This window comes from Aquisalimonas asiatica (assembly GCF_900110585.1).
GTDB lineage: Bacteria > Pseudomonadota > Gammaproteobacteria > Nitrococcales > Aquisalimonadaceae > Aquisalimonas > Aquisalimonas asiatica.
In genome coordinates this window covers 138,529-153,773 of sequence record NZ_FOEG01000004.1, presented here as the reverse complement: position 1 = coordinate 153,773, position 15,245 = coordinate 138,529, and the positions used below count along the sequence as shown (strand labels likewise).

The 15,245-nt window shown below is 68.0% G+C and carries 14 protein-coding genes; 9 read left to right on the top strand and 5 right to left on the bottom strand.

The genetic code is table 11. From position 1 onward, the window contains the following. Positions 1 to 54: 54 nt before the first annotated feature. The 4 genes from BMZ02_RS10590 to BMZ02_RS10575 all read left to right on the top strand — a co-directional run bounded on the left by BMZ02_RS10590 (position 55) and on the right by BMZ02_RS10575 (position 4,683). Complete coding sequence (locus tag BMZ02_RS10590) at positions 55 to 1,011, top strand: radical SAM protein (protein WP_091643343.1); 957 nt, start codon at positions 55 to 57, stop codon at positions 1,009 to 1,011. A gap of 69 nt (positions 1,012 to 1,080) precedes the next feature. Further along, a complete protein-coding gene (gene hemB / locus BMZ02_RS10585) occupies positions 1,081 to 2,106 on the top strand; it encodes a porphobilinogen synthase (RefSeq protein WP_245754010.1) in 1,026 nt (341 codons plus the stop codon). 163 nt (positions 2,107 to 2,269) lie between these two features. Next, positions 2,270 to 3,112: a shikimate dehydrogenase gene (gene aroE / locus BMZ02_RS10580; RefSeq protein WP_091643340.1), complete on the top strand. Its 843-nt coding sequence runs from the start codon at positions 2,270 to 2,272 to the stop codon at positions 3,110 to 3,112. After that, complete coding sequence (locus BMZ02_RS10575) at positions 3,109 to 4,683, top strand: bifunctional aminoglycoside phosphotransferase/ATP-binding protein (protein ID WP_091643337.1); 1,575 nt, start codon at positions 3,109 to 3,111, stop codon at positions 4,681 to 4,683. Before aroE ends, BMZ02_RS10575 begins: the two co-directional genes overlap by 4 nt. A gap of 15 nt (positions 4,684 to 4,698) precedes the next feature. Here the strand turns inward: BMZ02_RS10575 and BMZ02_RS10570 are convergent, their stop codons facing one another. Then, positions 4,699 to 5,022: a hypothetical protein gene (locus BMZ02_RS10570; protein ID WP_139209201.1), complete on the bottom strand. Its 324-nt coding sequence runs from the start codon at positions 5,020 to 5,022 to the stop codon at positions 4,699 to 4,701. Between the two features lie 157 nt (positions 5,023 to 5,179). Here BMZ02_RS10570 and BMZ02_RS10565 point away from each other — a divergent pair, with 157 nt between their 5' ends. From BMZ02_RS10565 to BMZ02_RS10550, 4 genes are all read left to right on the top strand, one after another. After that, positions 5,180 to 5,527 (top strand): hypothetical protein, encoded by a 348-nt coding sequence (locus tag BMZ02_RS10565; RefSeq protein ID WP_091643332.1) that lies wholly within the window; start codon positions 5,180 to 5,182, stop codon positions 5,525 to 5,527. Positions 5,528 to 5,691: 164 nt separating this feature from the next. Beyond that, complete coding sequence (locus tag BMZ02_RS10560; RefSeq protein ID WP_171909894.1) at positions 5,692 to 6,345, top strand: TetR/AcrR family transcriptional regulator; 654 nt, start codon at positions 5,692 to 5,694, stop codon at positions 6,343 to 6,345. Positions 6,346 to 6,376: 31 nt separating this feature from the next. Further along, positions 6,377 to 7,450, top strand: coding sequence for an efflux RND transporter periplasmic adaptor subunit (locus BMZ02_RS10555; RefSeq protein ID WP_091643328.1), 1,074 nt, complete (start codon positions 6,377 to 6,379; stop codon positions 7,448 to 7,450). Positions 7,451 to 7,455: 5 nt separating this feature from the next. Beyond that, complete coding sequence (locus BMZ02_RS10550) at positions 7,456 to 10,527, top strand: efflux RND transporter permease subunit (RefSeq protein WP_091643324.1); 3,072 nt, start codon at positions 7,456 to 7,458, stop codon at positions 10,525 to 10,527. Positions 10,528 to 10,714: 187 nt separating this feature from the next. Here BMZ02_RS10550 and BMZ02_RS10545 read toward each other — a convergent pair whose 3' ends face one another. From BMZ02_RS10545 to BMZ02_RS10530, 4 genes are all read right to left on the bottom strand, one after another. Further along, a complete protein-coding gene (locus tag BMZ02_RS10545) occupies positions 10,715 to 11,365 on the bottom strand; it encodes a rhomboid family intramembrane serine protease (RefSeq protein ID WP_245754024.1) in 651 nt (216 codons plus the stop codon). Positions 11,366 to 11,537: 172 nt separating this feature from the next. Further along, entirely contained in the window at positions 11,538 to 13,190 is a 1,653-nt protein-coding gene (locus tag BMZ02_RS10540) for a hypothetical protein (RefSeq protein ID WP_139209200.1), read from the bottom strand. Beyond that, positions 13,166 to 13,609: a hypothetical protein gene (locus BMZ02_RS10535; RefSeq protein WP_091643316.1), complete on the bottom strand. Its 444-nt coding sequence runs from the start codon at positions 13,607 to 13,609 to the stop codon at positions 13,166 to 13,168. Before BMZ02_RS10535 ends, BMZ02_RS10540 begins: the two co-directional genes overlap by 25 nt. Next, on the bottom strand, positions 13,606 to 13,935 hold the full coding sequence (locus BMZ02_RS10530) for a hypothetical protein (RefSeq protein WP_091643313.1): 330 nt from the start codon (positions 13,933 to 13,935) through the stop codon (positions 13,606 to 13,608). The genes BMZ02_RS10535 and BMZ02_RS10530 overlap by 4 nt, the downstream gene beginning before the upstream one ends. 153 nt (positions 13,936 to 14,088) lie before the next feature. Between BMZ02_RS10530 and BMZ02_RS10525 the strand changes: the two genes are divergently transcribed. Continuing rightward, positions 14,089 to 15,132, top strand: coding sequence for a hypothetical protein (locus BMZ02_RS10525; protein WP_139209199.1), 1,044 nt, complete (start codon positions 14,089 to 14,091; stop codon positions 15,130 to 15,132). Positions 15,133 to 15,245: the final 113 nt, after the last annotated feature.

Here is a 15,245-nt window from a genome sequence, read left to right as displayed (position 1 = left end):
GATCGTCGCGACACGGCGCGACGGTGACTGTTCAGCCCCGTCACGAGGACGCCCATGAGCCAACCGGCCGAATCCGTCATCCAGTTCCTCGATCCGCGCAAGTTCCAGGATCCGCGCACCACCGCCGACGGCGACCCCCGGGCCCATGTCCGGCTTCGTGAGCTGGAGACCCTGTGGATCTGCACCGGCACCCTGTGCAACCTGGAGTGCCGCAACTGCTACATCGAGTCCTCGCCCAGCAACGACCGGCTCGTCTATATCTCCACCGATGAGGTCGCCGCCTACCTGGACGAGATCGAACGCGACCGCCTGGGCACCCGAACCATCGCGTTCACCGGCGGCGAGCCGTTCATGAACCCGGACATGATCCCGATCCTCGACGACGTTCTCACCCGCGGCTTCGAGGCACTGGTGCTCACCAACGCCATGCGCCCGATGATGAAGGTCGCCGACCCGCTGCTGGACATCCAGCGGCGCCACGGCGACCGGCTGACCGTGCGGGTGTCCATCGACCACTACGACCGGGATACCCACGAGGAAGAGCGCGGGCCACGCTCCTGGGCGCCGGCGATCAAGGGCCTGCACTGGCTCACCAGCAACGGCTTCACCGTGGACATCGCCGGCCGGCTGTTCTCCGGCGAGTCCGAGCACGCCATGCGCCTGGGCTACGCAGACCTGTTCCGCCGGGAGCACATCGGCCTGGACGCCCACGACGCCCGCACCCTGGTGCTCTTCCCGGAGATGGACGCGCGCCTCGACGTGCCGGAGATCACCGAAGCGTGCTGGGACATTGTCGGCACGTCCCCCGACGCGCAGATGTGCGCCAGCTCGCGCATGGTGATCAAGCGCAAGGGCGCCGCCCACCCCGTGGTGGTGCCCTGCACCCTGCTGCCCTACGACCCGCAGTTCGAGCTGGGCCGGACGCTGGCCGAGAGCTTCGTCGACGTGCCGCTCAACCACCCGCACTGCGCGAAGTTCTGCGTGCTCGGCGGCGCCAGCTGCAGCGGCTGACCGGCAAGACCTTGGGCGCATCGGCGGCGCGAGGCATAATGCACGCACACACGCGCTGCAGGATGTCTCATGACCACGCACAGCACCACCGTTGGCTACTTCCCGGGCGTGCGCATGCGCCGCATGCGCCGCGACGCCTTTTCGCGCCGCCTGATGCGGGAGAACCGGCTCAGCACTGATGACCTGATCCAGCCCCTGTTCGTGCTGGACGGCGAGAAACAGCGGCAACCGGTACCATCCATGCCCGGTGTCGAGCGGCTGTCCATTGATCTGCTGCTGGAAGAGGCCGGCCGCCTGGTGGAACTGGGTATCCCTGCCATCGCCCTGTTCCCGGTCACACCGCCGGACCTGAAAACCCCGGATGCGCGCGAGGCCTACAACCCCAACGGCCTCGCCCCACGCGCCGTGCGCGCCGTGAAGGCGCAGTTCCCGGAACTGGGCGTCATGACCGACGTGGCGCTGGACCCCTTCACCAGCCATGGCCAGGACGGCGTGCTGGATGACCAGGGGCACATACTCAACGACGAGACCGTGGAGATCCTGGTCAAGCAGACCCTGTGCCACGCCGAAGCCGGCGTCGACATCGTCGCCCCCTCCGACATGATGGACGGGCGGGTGGGCGCCATGCGCGAGGCCCTGGAAGCCGCCGACCACGTCAACACCCGGATCATGGCCTACTCCGCCAAGTACGCCTCCAGCTATTACGGCCCTTTCCGCGACGCGGTGGGCTCGGCGGCCAACCTCGGGGCGGCCGGCAAACAGACCTACCAGATGGACCCGGCCAACACCGACGAGGCCATGCGCGAAGTCGCCCTGGACCTGGAAGAGGGCGCCGACATGGTCATGGTGAAGCCCGCCATGCCCTACCTGGACATCATCCACCGCGTGCGCACCACCTTCGGCGCGCCCACGTTCGCCTACCAGGTGAGCGGCGAGTACGCCATGCTGATGGCAGCGGCGAAGGAAGGCTGGCTGGACGAGCGCGCCTGCGCCCTGGAAGCACTCACCGCCATGAAGCGCGCCGGCGCCGACGGCATTCTTACCTACTTCGCCGCCCGTGCAGCCCAATGGCTGCGTGAGGATGAAAACAAGTAGCTTCGGGTAACGGACATTCTGCACCGTCCGGTGTGCGGGGAACCGGTTACGGACTGTCTGCGGCCCGGACGGCCGCAGTCAAGCGCCCATGGATGGGTTCACAGCGTGTCCGTAACCGGTTCCCCGTACGCCGGACCCCGGATCAACGAGGCGAACACGAGCCATGACCGACCGCTACGCCGTCTTCGGCAACCCCATCGCCCACAGCCGCTCGCCGTGGATCCACACCCGGTTCGCCGAGCAGACCGGCGAGGACATCGAATACAGCCGCCAGGAAGTCCCCACCGACGGCTTCGCCGAAGCCGTGGAGCTGTTTCAGGACAAGGGCGGGCACGGCCTCAACATCACCGTCCCGTTCAAGGAAGAGGCCTGGTCCGTGGCCGACAGCCGCAGCCCGCGGGCGGAGGCGTGCGGCGCCGTGAACACCCTGCTGTTCCGCGCCGACGGTGGCCGCCACGGCGACAATACCGACGGCGAGGGGCTGGTGCGGGACCTGCGCGACAACCACCGTATCACCCTGCAGAACCGGCGCATTCTCGTCCTCGGCGCCGGCGGCGCCGTACGGGGCGTGCTGGAGCTGCTGGCCGCCGAACACCCGGCACTGCTGCTCATCGCCAACCGCACCGTCAGCCGCGCGGAAGGTCTGGTGCCCCTGTGCCGTGAAGCGGCCGATGCCGACGCCTGCGGCTTCGACACCCTCCACGACCAGCCGCCCTTCGACCTGATCATCAACGGTACCTCCACCGGGCTCAGCGGCGGCATGCCCGACCTGCCCGAGGGGATCGTCGGTGCCCGCACCAGCGCCTACGACATGGTCTACGGCCCGGAGCCCACGCCATTCATGCGCTGGGCCGCCGAGCACGGCGCCGCCCGCACCCTGGACGGCCTCGGCATGCTGGTGGAGCAGGCAGCCGAATCCTTCCGCCTGTGGCGGGGCGTGTCGCCGGATACCGCCCCGATCATCCGCGACCTGCGCCGCGCCATCACGGAGCCGGACCAGTCATGACCGAACTCACTGCCGCCCAGCATCGAACCCTGTGCGAGCGGCTGCAGGAGCCGGGGCGCTACCCGCACCCCGTGGCGCAGGTCACCACCGTGCGCACCCACATCTCCACCCTGCTGCTCACCGAGCACTACGCCTACAAGCTCAAGCAGCCCCTGGATCTCGGTTTTCTCGACTTCACCACCCTGGAGCAGCGCCGGCACGCCTGCGACGAGGAGCTGCGCCTGAACCGCCGTCTCGCCCCGGAGCTCTACCTCCAGCGCATCGCCATCACCGGGACGCCCGACGACCCCGTGATCAATGGCGACGGCCCGCTGCTGGACTGGGCCGTGCAGATGCGGCGATTCGATGACCGCCGCCTGCTCGACACACTGCTGGATCAGGGCGAACTGGACACCGGCATGCTCGACGACATCGCCGCCCAGGTGGCCGCGTTCCACGGGCAGGCCGCGGTCGCGGGCCCCGACTCCCCTCTGGGTACACCGGCAGCCGTGGCAGAACCCGCACGGGACAATCTTGCCAGCCTGGCCGAGGCGCTCGGCGACGACCACCGCATCGCCCACCTGCGCGACTGGACCGAGCAACAACTCACCGCCCTGACCCGGCTCATGACCGACCGGCACGCCGGCGGGCACATCCGCGAATGCCACGGCGACCTGCACCTGGGCAACATCGTCGCCATCAACGACCGCCCGGTGATCTTCGACGGCATCGAGTTCTCCGACGCCCTGCGCTGGATCGACACCATCAACGAAGTGGCCTTCCTGGACATGGATCTGCGCAGCCGCGGGCGCCCGGAGCTCGCCGCACGGTTCACCAACGCCTACCTGGAGCACACCGGCGACTACAACGCCGTCGCCCTGCTGCCGTTCTACCGCGTCTACCGGGCGCTGGTGCGGGCGAAGGTCAACGCCCTGCGCCTGCAGGACGCGGACGCAGAGACGCGGGACGCAGCGCACCGGGCCGTCGAGCGCTACCTCGCGGTGGCCGAAGAGGATACCCGCGCGCGCGCACCGAGACTGTTTCTCATGCATGGGCTCTCGGGCAGCGGCAAGTCCACGGTCGCCGCCGCCATCGTGGAGCGCACGGGGGCAATCCGGCTGCGCTCGGACGTGGAACGCAAGCGGCTGCACGCCCTTGATCGCGCCACCCGCACCGGTGCGGGCGTCGGCGAGGGCATCTACGACAACACCGCCTCCGAGCGGACCTACCAGCGCCTTGAAACCCTGGCGGCGGGGCTACTCCACGCCGGTGCGGACGTGGTGGTGGATGCAGCGACACTGGGCCGCAGCGAGCGGGACCGTTTCCGCCGCCTTGCCGCGGCGGCCGGTGTTCCGTTCACCCTGGTGGACTGCCGTGCGGACGAGGCCGAGCTGCGCCGCCGCATTACGGATCGGCAACGCGCCGGCCGCGACCCGTCGGAGGCGGATACCAGCGTCCTCGACCACCAGCTCCACACCGCCGAGCGGCCGGACGAAGACGAAACCGGTGACGCACTGGTGGTGGATACCGGCAAGGACCCGGGCTTTACCGCACTGGAGGCGCTCACGTCGCGGGACGCCGCGCCGCGCTGAACCGCGCGGGTGATCCTACTGCACGACCACGTGATTACTGCGCACCTCGCCGTCCACACGCACGAAACAGTTCAGGGCGTGGACCAGCGGATTGCGGCGGCACCGCACATCCAGCGCATGACCCCGGAAGTCTCCCTCCACCCGTGCCTGCGGGCGATCGCCGACGAAACGCATGTGCCCCTCCAGCGCGGTTTCGCCATCAATGAGGAGCCGCACCCGGTCGGGCAGGAGCTGGCGCTCCATGGCGTACTCCCACTCCTCCGGCGGCGTATCGGCCGCGGCCGGTCCGCCAAGGCAGGCGATGGCGATTGCCACCGCTCCCAATCGTCGCGTCCACATCTGAGCCTCCCCGCCGATCCCTGACCGGCGCCTCGGAAATGCCGTCCCCACCGGAACAGACCCTGTTCTCCCCCGGGAGTTGCAGCGATGCCGTGGGCCCGCCGGGGCGACCGTGGTAATGTGCCGCCAGCATGGACAACCGGGGAACCAACAACCCATGGCGGGCATCAGTCTGAGTCTCTTCATCATGGCCATGGCGCTGGGCATCACCACGCTGTGGCGCGGGGTTCGGCTGGGTCGCCCGTCGGTGGCCCTGGGCTACGCGCACGCCTGCACGGCGCTCACGGCACTGGTGGTGCTCGGCCTTCGCGTGTTCACCGGACCGGAGAACCTGCTGCTCAATAGCGCCTTTTTCGTCTTCCTGCTGGCGGTCATCGGCGGCCTGTTCACACTCGCCGTCCGCGGCCGCAACGAGCCCGTGATGCTGCCCCTGATCCTGCTGCACGCCACTGCCGCCGTGGTGGCTGTTCTGTTGCTGGCGGCAGGCGTCGCCGCCGGCGGCTGAGCCACCACGCCCCCCTGTCGCCCGTGCCCGACTTGCATCACCGGGGCAACGCCGATAGAGTCGGGTGTCCGACCGACCGGTCAGCCTCATGCCAATGCACCGCCCCTCCCGCCAGGCCTGGCTCCAGGCGGGTGCGTGCCCGGTCATACCGAGAGGGAGCACACGTGTCCCAGCAGATCAGCCCTGGCCACACCTCGACGCGCACGGAAGCCGCAAAGCGGATACTGACGGCAGCACGGCTGCTGTTCACGGAACGCGGCTTTGAAGGCGTGTCCATTCGCGATATCGCCGCACGCGCGGACGTCAGCAAGGCCAACGTCTTTCATCACTTCCGCAACAAGGCCGCACTCTACGACGCCGTGCTCGAGGACTCGCGACTGACCTTCGACGGGCTGCTGGTGGACCTGGCTGACCACGAGCTGCCGCTGCGGGACCGTCTCGAGCGTTTCCTGCGCGATGACCTCCGGACCATGCTGCGGGACCCTTCCTCGGTAAACCTGTTCCTCCGCCAGATGCTCAACTCCGCCGGCAACCCCCAGCGCCGGCGTGCGGAAGACACCATCACCGAGGGCATGAACGACCTGCTGCAGACCATGGCCGAAGCACGGCAAAAGCAGCATGCCCACACGGCAACACCGGACTCGACACTCGCACTGACCCTGACACTGCTCGGCAGTGCCTTCATGTACTTCCAGTTGCGCGACGTCCTGCCACGCCTCGATGACGCCGGCGAGCGCTGCGACCCGGACCGCTATTGCGCCGAGATCATGGCCCTGCTCCATCCCGGCCTGACGTGCCAGAACGACAGGACCGACTGAATTCGAACCAACACAGCATGGGAAACCCGACATGGCCCGTAAACTGAGCCTGCTCCTCTTCCTCGGCCTGTTCGCCCTGGCCGGCTGCAGCAACGACGATGACGCCGCGGAAGACGGCGACGCCGGCAACGACGGTGTCCTGATCACCACCGAAGACGCATCGATCAGCACCGTCAACGACACGGAGCGCACCATTGGCCGTCTGACCAGCAAGACCGCGCCGTCCATCACCGCCGAGGTCTCCGGCCAGATCCAGGTCATCCACATCGAGGAAGGCGACGAGGTCGCGCGCGGCGACACCCTGGTGGAGATCGATCCGGAACCCTACGAACTGGCCCTGGCCCAGGCGCGGACCGATGTCCGCCGGCTGGAAGTCAGCCTCCGGACCCAGCGCCGGGAGCTGGAGCGCAGCGAGGAGCTGCTGGAGGACGGCTACGTCACCCAGTCCGAGTTCGACGCCATTGAAGGTGAGGTGGAATCCCTGGAGGGGGACCTGGAAGGCGCCCGCGCCCAGGTGAGCAACGCCGAGCGGGACCTGCGCAACACCACCATCCGCGCCCCGGTGGACGGCGCCATTGACGAGCGCATGGTCTCCGAGGGGGACTACACGTCACCCGGTGAGCCCATGCTGACCGTTGTCAGCCAGGATCTCCTGCGCATCCGCCTGCCCTTCCCGGAGACCGTGGCCCAGCGCCTGGAGGTGGGCCAGCCGGTCCAGCTCCGCGCACCCGTGGCGGGTGGCGACGTGGACGGCAGCATCTCGGAGCTGCGTCCGGGCCTGGCGGAGCAGAGCCGCACCTTCGAGGCCATCGTCAACGTGGAGAACCCGGGTGGATGGCGCCAGGGCGGCAGCGTGAACGCCGTGGTGCTGGTCGAGCAGCGCGAGAGCGTCACCGTCCCGAACGATGCCATCATCCAGCGCCCCTCCGGCGAGGTGGTCTACGTGATCGAGGACAACACCGCCCATGAGCGCACCGTGGAGGTCGGCCGCCGCGGCTCGGACCGGACCGAGATCCGCAACGGTCTCGACGAGGGCGAGGTGATCGCCGTCGACGGCGCCGGTTTCCTCTCGGATGAAGCCGCAATCCGCACGGACGAGGAGTAACCCCCATGACGCTGCCTGAGCTATCCATACGGCGGCATGTCCTCGCCGTGATGATCAGCGCCGTACTGGTGCTGTTCGGCTACATCGGCTACCAGGAAGTGGGCACCGACCGCATCCCCAACATCGACTTCCCGGTGGTCAACGTGGTGGTGGCCCAGCCGGGCGCGGACCCGGGCATCATCGACGCCTCCATCACCTCGGAGGTGGAGCGGGCGGTAAACACCGTCCCGGGCATCGACTACATCCAGTCCTCCTCCAGCCCCGGCACATCCATCGTCACGGTAACGTTCGACCTGGACGTGGACATCGACGTCGCCTTCAACGAAGTCCAGGCCAAGATCAACGAGATCCGCGACCAGCTTCCCGACGACGCCGAAGACCCCATCGTGCAGAAGGTGGAGACCGACGCCCAGGCCATCATGTGGCTGAGCGTGCAGGGCGACCGCACCCTGCAGCAGCTCGGCACCTACGCCCGCAACGTGGTCCGGCCGCAGATCGAGAACATCAACGGCGTCGGCGAGATCCAGATCGGTGGCGGCCTGGAGCGCAACATCCGCATCGAAGTGGAGCCGGACCGGCTGGCCGCGTACGGCCTCACGGTCACCGACCTGGTCAACGCCATCGAGATGGAGCACTTCCAGCTCCCCGGCGGCTTTCTGGTAGCCGAGCGTACCGAGCGGCTGCTGAAGCTGGACATGGAGTACAACCAGCCGGAAGCCCTTGAGGAGCTCATCGTCGCCTCTCAGGACGGGGCGCTGATCCGGCTCAGCGACGTGGCCGAGATCGTCGACGGCCTGGAAGACCCGCGTGCCCTGGCGCGCTTCAACGGCGAACCCACGGTCGGCCTCGGCGTGGTCAAGGTCTCCGGCACCAACACCGTGGCCATCATCGACGAGGTCAAGGAGCGTCTGGAGACGGAGATCCGGCCGCAGCTGCCGCCGGGCATGGAAGTCAACATCTCCTCCGACCAGTCCGTGTTCATCCTGGAGATGATCGACACCCTCTACCAGACCATCGGGCTGGGGATTCTGTTCGCGGCGTTCGTGCTGTGGCTGTTCCTCAAGAACCTGCGCTCGACGCTGATCGTGACGCTGTCGATCCCGGTGGCCCTGGCGGCGGTGATCGCCACCATCTTCGCGTTCGGCTACACCCTGAACTCGCTCACCATGCTGGCGATGCTGCTGCTCATCGGCGTGGTGGTGGACGACGCCATCGTGGTGCTGGAGAACATATTCCGACACCGGGAGGAAGGCATAGAGGATCCGGTGGAAGGGGCCATCGTCGGCTCCAACGAGGTCTTCTTCGCCATCATCGCCACGACCCTGTCGCTGATATCCATCTTCCTGCCCGTGCTGTTCATGGAAGGGATCATCGGCCGGTTCTTCGAGTCGTTCGCCGTGGTGGTGGCCATGGGGGTGCTCGCCTCCAGCATCGTCGCCCTCACCCTGACGCCCATGCTCTGCTCCCGCTTCCTGTCAGTGCCGAAGGAGCACGGCAAGGTGTACAACGTGCTGGAGCGCGCCTTCCGGGGCATGGAGTCCGGGTACCGCTGGCTGCTGGCGAAGGTGCTGCGCTTCCGCTGGATCACGCTGGGCATCGTGGTAGTGGTCACGGTCGCCGCGGGCAGTCTGCTCGGTCAGCTCGGCGGGGAATTCGCCCCTGAAGAGGACGAGGGGCAGTTCCTGGTCAGCATCCAGACCCCACTGGGCTCCAGCATCGACTACACCGACGAGAAGCTGCAGGCCGTCGAGGAGGTGCTCGGCAACCAGGAGGGCATCTACTCCTACTTCACCGCCATCGGGCTCGGTGATCAGGGGCAGGTCAACGACGGTATCTCGTTCGTGCGCCTGGACCCTCGCGACGAGCGCGAGCTCTCGCAACAGGAGATCACCGCCCAGGTACAGGGCGAGCTGGCCAAGATCAGCGGCGTACAGGCGTTCGCGTCGTCGGTGCCGCTGATCGGCGGGCAGCGGGGCGAGCCCCTGCAGTTCAACATCAGCGGCCCGGAGCTGGACGAAGTCGCCGACCTGGCCCGGGAGCTGGAGGGGCGCCTGCGCTCCATGGACGAAATCGACACCCTGGATCTGGAGCTGGATCTGGATCAGCCGGAGCTGGTGCTGAACGTCGACCGGGAACGTGCCCGTACCCTGGGCATCACCACCTTCGACGTCACCCGCGCCGCCAACGTGCTGGCCGGCGGCATCGACGTGGCCCGCTACAACGACGACCCGGGCGACGGCGAACGCTACGACGTCCGCCTCAAGGCGCGCGAGGGCGCGCTGCAGACCCCCGAGGACCTGTCGAAGCTGTACCTGCGATCGGACAACGGCGACATGATCCGGCTCGACACCCTGGCCGATTTCGAACCGGCGCAGGGGCCATCGGTCATCGGGCGCTATGAGCTGCAGTACGCCGCCCAGTTCTACTCCAACCCCTCCGTGCCCCTGGCCGAAGCGGTGGATCTGGTGGAGAGCGAGGCCGAGGAGATCATGCCGCTCGGCTACTCCCTGAACCTGGTGGGTGAAGCCGAGGAGTTCGAGCGTACGGCAGCAGCCATCCTCTTCGTGTTCGTGGTGGCGATCCTGCTGGTCTACATGGTGCTGGGCAGCCAGTTCAACTCGTTCCTGCAGCCCTTCATCATTCTCGCGGCGCTGCCCCTGGCCATGATCGGCGGCATCGTCGGCCTGTGGCTGTTCGGGCACACCCTGAACATCTACTCGATGATCGGGCTGGTGCTGCTGGTGGGGCTGGTCACCAAGAACGGCATCCTGCTGGTGGATCTCACCAATCAGTACCGGGTCAAGCAGGGCATGACCGTGGACGAGGCCCTGGCGGCCGCCTGTCCCATCCGCCTGCGCCCCATTCTGATGACGTCGCTGACGCTGATCCTGGCCATGCTGCCCGCGGCCATCGGCGCCGGTGCCGGGGCCGAGACCCAGGGCCCGCTGGCCGTGGCCATCATCAGCGGCATGATCTCGTCCATGCTGTTGACCCTGGCGGTGATCCCGGCGGCGTACTCGCTGCTGGAGAACGCCGCGGAACGCGTGCAGGAACGGCGTGCGCAGCGTCACGCGTAGGGTGGACCTGAAGGTCCACCAAACGTGATGCGGATTGAAGAGCCGTGGCGGGGATGGTGGACCTGAAGGTCCACCCTACGCCTGCCGATGTTGCCGGCGTTCCCCGGTCCGCGGCCTCGTGGCGTGGCCTCGTAGGGTGGACCTTCAGGTCCACCAAAGGTGAGGGGCGGGCCCCCGGTGCCGGGTCCTACATGGGTCCCGGTGGCCGGCGGAGGAAGCTGCCGGTGTAACGCCAGTAGAGGATGAGCAGCAGGCCAAACACCATGCCGCCCAGGTGGGCGAAGTGGGCAATGCCGGCCAGGGTGCCGGTGATGCCCGCCCAGAGCTCGAAGGCGCCATAGGCGATCACGAAGTACTTCGCCTTCATGGGGATCGGCGGGATCAGCAGCATGATGCGCTGGTTCGGGAACATCATGCCGAAACCGAGCAGGATGCCGAACACGCCACCGGAGGCGCCCACGGTCGGGTAAACGCTGCCATCGGCGGCGGCGTTGGTGGCCACCACCAGCTGGATGAGACCGGCGCCGATCACGCAGAACAGGAAGTAGAAGGCGAACCGGCGCGACCCCCAGAGGTTCTCCAGCGCCACGCCGAACATCCACAGGGCGAACATGTTCACCAGCAGGTGAAAGGTGCCGCCGTGAAGGAATCCGTAGCTGAGCAGCTGCCAGGGCTGGAAGCCCGGGTGCGGCGCCATGCCCATGGTGGTCATCATGGCGTCCGGCGTGCCCAGGGGCCAGAGCGCGAACCTGGCCAGAAGCCAGTCGCCCATCACCCCCTGTGCGAGAAAGACCACGCCGTTGGCGATCAACAGGGTCAGGACGACCGGGGGCAACAGGGATGGGCCTGCGACCCGGCGGGGTGGCTGTTGCTGCGGTGGCGGCTCGGGCGCCGCCTGACCTTGCCAGTCTCGCATGCGTGCGCATACTCCAGATGGTCCAAAGCGTCAGCGCACTGTAGAACGCCCCATCAGGGCAGGCAACCGCCGGCTGGGGTCGGCCGGTTGCCGCTCACCCGCCTCCGGAGAAGTCGTAGCGCCAGAAGGCACCGGCACGCCAGAGATCCAGATGCTCCTCCTGTTCGTGGGGCTCCACGAGCTGGTGCTCGTATTCCAGGCCGAACTGGTGGCGGTTCATGCGATAGCGCCAGTCCATGGACAACTGGTATTCATCCACGTCGGGGGTCGTCAGACCGGGACGCTCCAGCGTCCGGTAACCCAGCGACACACCGAGCTCGTGGAGCGCGCCCGCCGCCGCCAGGGACAGGGTGGGATGTACGGTGTGCTGCTCCAGATACCCTTCGCGGGTGCGGTAGGCCACCCCTGGCGCCGCGCTCACATCCAGATCCCCCACGCGGAAGCCGGCACTGTGGGCGAGACTGGCCCGGCGCTCGGTGCGCGCGAACCGGCCACCGGCGCGGTCATCCAGGTTCAGCCAGTAGAGGTTCATGCGTGTCTCCTGGGAATCGGTCACCGGCAGTTCCAGATCCCAGGTGGCGCGCCGGGTGAGCTGGTCGATACCGCCAACACGGTCGGCGCGCTCCCGGTGGAGAACATCCACGCGGTGGTTCGTGTGCACCGGCCCGATCCCGAACGGCACAGCCACCTCCATGCCGTGCTCGTCGATGCGGATCGGATTGGCGGTGGCGGCGTCGTCCCGGTACCGATTGAGACGCCCGCTCAGGGTGGCCCGCTCCGTGAGCTGCAGGCCGGCGGCGGCCGCCAGGGCGCGGCTGTCGCCCACCACTTCCGTGCCGGCGGGCTGGAAATCGGCGCCATAGCGCTCATAACGCAGGCTGTAGTCCAGCGGCAGGGGCAACAGGCGGTCCTCACCGTCGAGACTGGCGCGCCAGCCCCGGTCATCCACCGCGCGAACGGAATCGTCCTCGACGCCGGACCAGGCGTGCCCTTCCAGCCGCGCCAGCTCCGCCTGTGCGTCCAGGTCCTGGCGCAGGACCTCCAGACCCCAGCCACCGGCCAGGCTGGTGACCAGATGACGATGCTCCTCACCCGTGAACGCCACTTCGTCGTGGTGGACCACGTTCAGGGACCAGTCGCCGAGCAGTGGGTCGGTCACCAGCCAGGAGGCGCCATGGTAATCACCCTCCGGCTCCACCAGGTGCGGCTGCCGGGTCTCGTCCGCTTCGTACCAGTCCCGCCGATACCCCCCGGACAACCAGACCAGTGAGTGCTCGGCCCGGCCAAGCTCCGGCTGCATCTCCACCCGTGCGCCACGTACGTCGCGGTCAAGGCTGAGGCGGCTGAAATAGGCCTGCTGGTCACCCAGATCGACCCGGTACGGCACGGGGGATGTGGCATTCTCGTGGTGCAGGCGGAGGTACTCGACCCGTGCACCGTGAGCGTCGGTCCGGTAGTCGGAGCCGCTGACCACGCCGGAGAAGTCGATATCCCAGAGTGGCTCGCCATCGCCACCGCGGGTGAGGCCCAGGTTGAGATCCTGGTAGGCCTGCAGACCGTCCTCGGCATAGGTGCCCAGCTCGCGGTCACCCGAGATGTCGTAGTACTCCATGCGCGCGGTGGTGTCGCCACGCAGCCGCCAGTCGCCATCGCGGGACTGCTCCTCTTCGGCGAACGCCAACGCCGGAAGCAGCAACAACACCCACAGTATGCGCACGGTTTTTATTCGGGTACCCGTCGGGTCCATCGAACCACCAGATTCTGTCGGCTTTCCCGCCTTTCCAGTCCGCCGTTGTCGGCGGAGCCCTGCACTTGCAAACGCACCGAGACACGCACGACCCGCGTGATCATCCCCGGTGCGCGATCCTCGTCCAGCACACGTACCGGCCCGACCGAGAGCACGCGCAGCTCGGCGTCCGGGGGCACCTGATCCTCGATGGCGCCCAGGAGCCGCTGCCGGTCCGGGAGATCCGGATCCAGGTAGTCGCTCAGACGGGGTGTGTTCCAGGAGGCCGCCAGCGCCTGCAACCAGTCTTCCAGCTGCTGACGCTCCACGGAGGGCAGCGAGCCCATGTCCTCCCGCTCGCCAATGGGGTCCTGGGAACGCTGCCCGGCGTGCAGCGCGGTCGCGAACCCGAGCAGCAATACCAGCAGGAGGCGGCTCACTGGTCCTCCTCCGCATCCTCCGGAAGCCCGAATCCGGCGGGTTCGCGCGGATCGAACGGGTTCACGCCCTCGCCGCTGCGCGCATCCAGTAACCGCCCTTGCGTCTCGCCGCAGCCGGGGCGATCGATGATCGCCTCCTCGACCGCCAGTCGCGCGTCGGCATCGGCGTCCACCTCTTCCGCGAGCAGCTCTCCATGGAGCGCCAGCAACGTGCGGCAGTCGGCCTCCGACAGGGCCGGCGCCGGCTCATCGCCGCTAACGAACGCGGGCCAGGCTGCGCCAAGCACCACCAGGCCCGTGCAGGCGACCGCCCACGCTGATTTCATGCGATGTCCCCCATACATGTCAGAACCCAAGGTTAGCGGCTGACAAGGAAAAGAAAAAGTGCTTACATCACAAAGCCCTGCAAGAAAATGCTACAAAGCAGTCTGCATTGATCAGGCGGACCCTGACGACCGGAGCAACCCGACGAGGACGGCATGTCGCGTAGAACCCTGGCAGTCGTGATGATCGTAACCGCGCTGGTGGCCCTGTTCGCCATCGCACGCTATCCGACGGAACCGAGCTGGCAGGCGGACGACCCCAGGCGCGGCGCCCACCTCACTGCCATGGCCTGGTGGCAGGAGCATCTCACGCTGGCCCACCAGGATGGCACCGTGTGGCAACGGCGACAGGGTGACTGGGAGGAACTCCCCTCGCTGCCGGAGGAAGCGCGCAGCACCGTGCTGCTGGGCGGCGACGGCCCGCTGCTGGCCGGCACCACGCGCGGCATTCTCACCCTGGACGACGACGGCTGGACAGCGCTGACGGGCGAGCAGGCGCCAGAGGGGCGCATCAGCCATCTGGCACAGGCCGACGACACGCTGGTCGCCGCCGACAACAGGGGCGTATGGCGTCGGAGTCCGGACGGCGACTGGAGCGAGCTGGGCCGCCCCGATGCGGAGGCGACGGTGTACCGGGTGATGGTCACGCCGCAGGACAACGGGGATGTGCTCGTGCGCAGCGGCAGCATCGAGGCGGGAGTGCATCTCCTCTGGCCCGGGGCCGACGACTGGGTCGCGGACAATGACGGCCTGCCGGCGGACATCAAGGTGCTGAGCTTCCACACCCTCCCCGACGGCACGCTGCTGGCAGGCACCGACGAGGGGCTATTCCGGCAGCAGGAACCCATGAGCGAGTGGCAGCAGGTGGGGGGACTGCTGGGGGACCGCCGGGTCCTGACTCTGGCCCATGACGCGGACCGGTTGTACGCGGGCAGTGACGATGGCGTCTGGCGCGCACCGCTCGCCGACGACAGCCTAGAGCCGGAGCCGGACTGGCTGCCGATGCCGGCGCGCGAGGGCCAGCTCGACGCCCCGGTGGCGTGGGTGCTGACGGATGACGCGACGCCCTGGATCGTGGCGGGCAGCGCCTACAATCTGCGCTCCAGCCGCACGCCGGAGTGGTACATCCTGGTGATCGGCGCGCCGGTGCTGCTGGTGGGCGGAGGGTTGCTGTTGTACGGAGCTCGTCACCGGTCGTGACGCGCTCGTTGCGGTGGGGCGCTGCATCCGGGAGCGATTCACGCAGCTCCGGGGCGGAGCCCGCCCGGCCCGAAGGGTGGCCGCAGGGACGCGGCCATCGGTTTACAGCACAG

What these genes read in the sequence shown, in the direction of transcription:
- BMZ02_RS10590 (WP_091643343.1), top strand. Translation starts at nt 55, where the DNA reads ATGAGCCAACCGGCCGAATCCGTCATCCAGTTCCTCGATCCGCGCAAG.
- hemB (WP_245754010.1), top strand. Translation starts at nt 1,081, where the DNA reads ATGACCACGCACAGCACCACCGTTGGCTACTTCCCGGGCGTGCGCATG.
- aroE (WP_091643340.1), top strand. Translation starts at nt 2,270, where the DNA reads ATGACCGACCGCTACGCCGTCTTCGGCAACCCCATCGCCCACAGCCGC.
- BMZ02_RS10575 (WP_091643337.1), top strand. Translation starts at nt 3,109, where the DNA reads ATGACCGAACTCACTGCCGCCCAGCATCGAACCCTGTGCGAGCGGCTG.
- BMZ02_RS10570 (WP_139209201.1), bottom strand. Translation starts at nt 5,022, where the DNA reads ATGTGGACGCGACGATTGGGAGCGGTGGCAATCGCCATCGCCTGCCTT.
- BMZ02_RS10565 (WP_091643332.1), top strand. Translation starts at nt 5,180, where the DNA reads ATGGCGGGCATCAGTCTGAGTCTCTTCATCATGGCCATGGCGCTGGGC.
- BMZ02_RS10555 (WP_091643328.1), top strand. Translation starts at nt 6,377, where the DNA reads ATGGCCCGTAAACTGAGCCTGCTCCTCTTCCTCGGCCTGTTCGCCCTG.
- BMZ02_RS10550 (WP_091643324.1), top strand. Translation starts at nt 7,456, where the DNA reads ATGACGCTGCCTGAGCTATCCATACGGCGGCATGTCCTCGCCGTGATG.
- BMZ02_RS10540 (WP_139209200.1), bottom strand. Translation starts at nt 13,190, where the DNA reads ATGGACCCGACGGGTACCCGAATAAAAACCGTGCGCATACTGTGGGTG.
- BMZ02_RS10530 (WP_091643313.1), bottom strand. Translation starts at nt 13,935, where the DNA reads ATGAAATCAGCGTGGGCGGTCGCCTGCACGGGCCTGGTGGTGCTTGGC.
- BMZ02_RS10525 (WP_139209199.1), top strand. Translation starts at nt 14,089, where the DNA reads ATGTCGCGTAGAACCCTGGCAGTCGTGATGATCGTAACCGCGCTGGTG.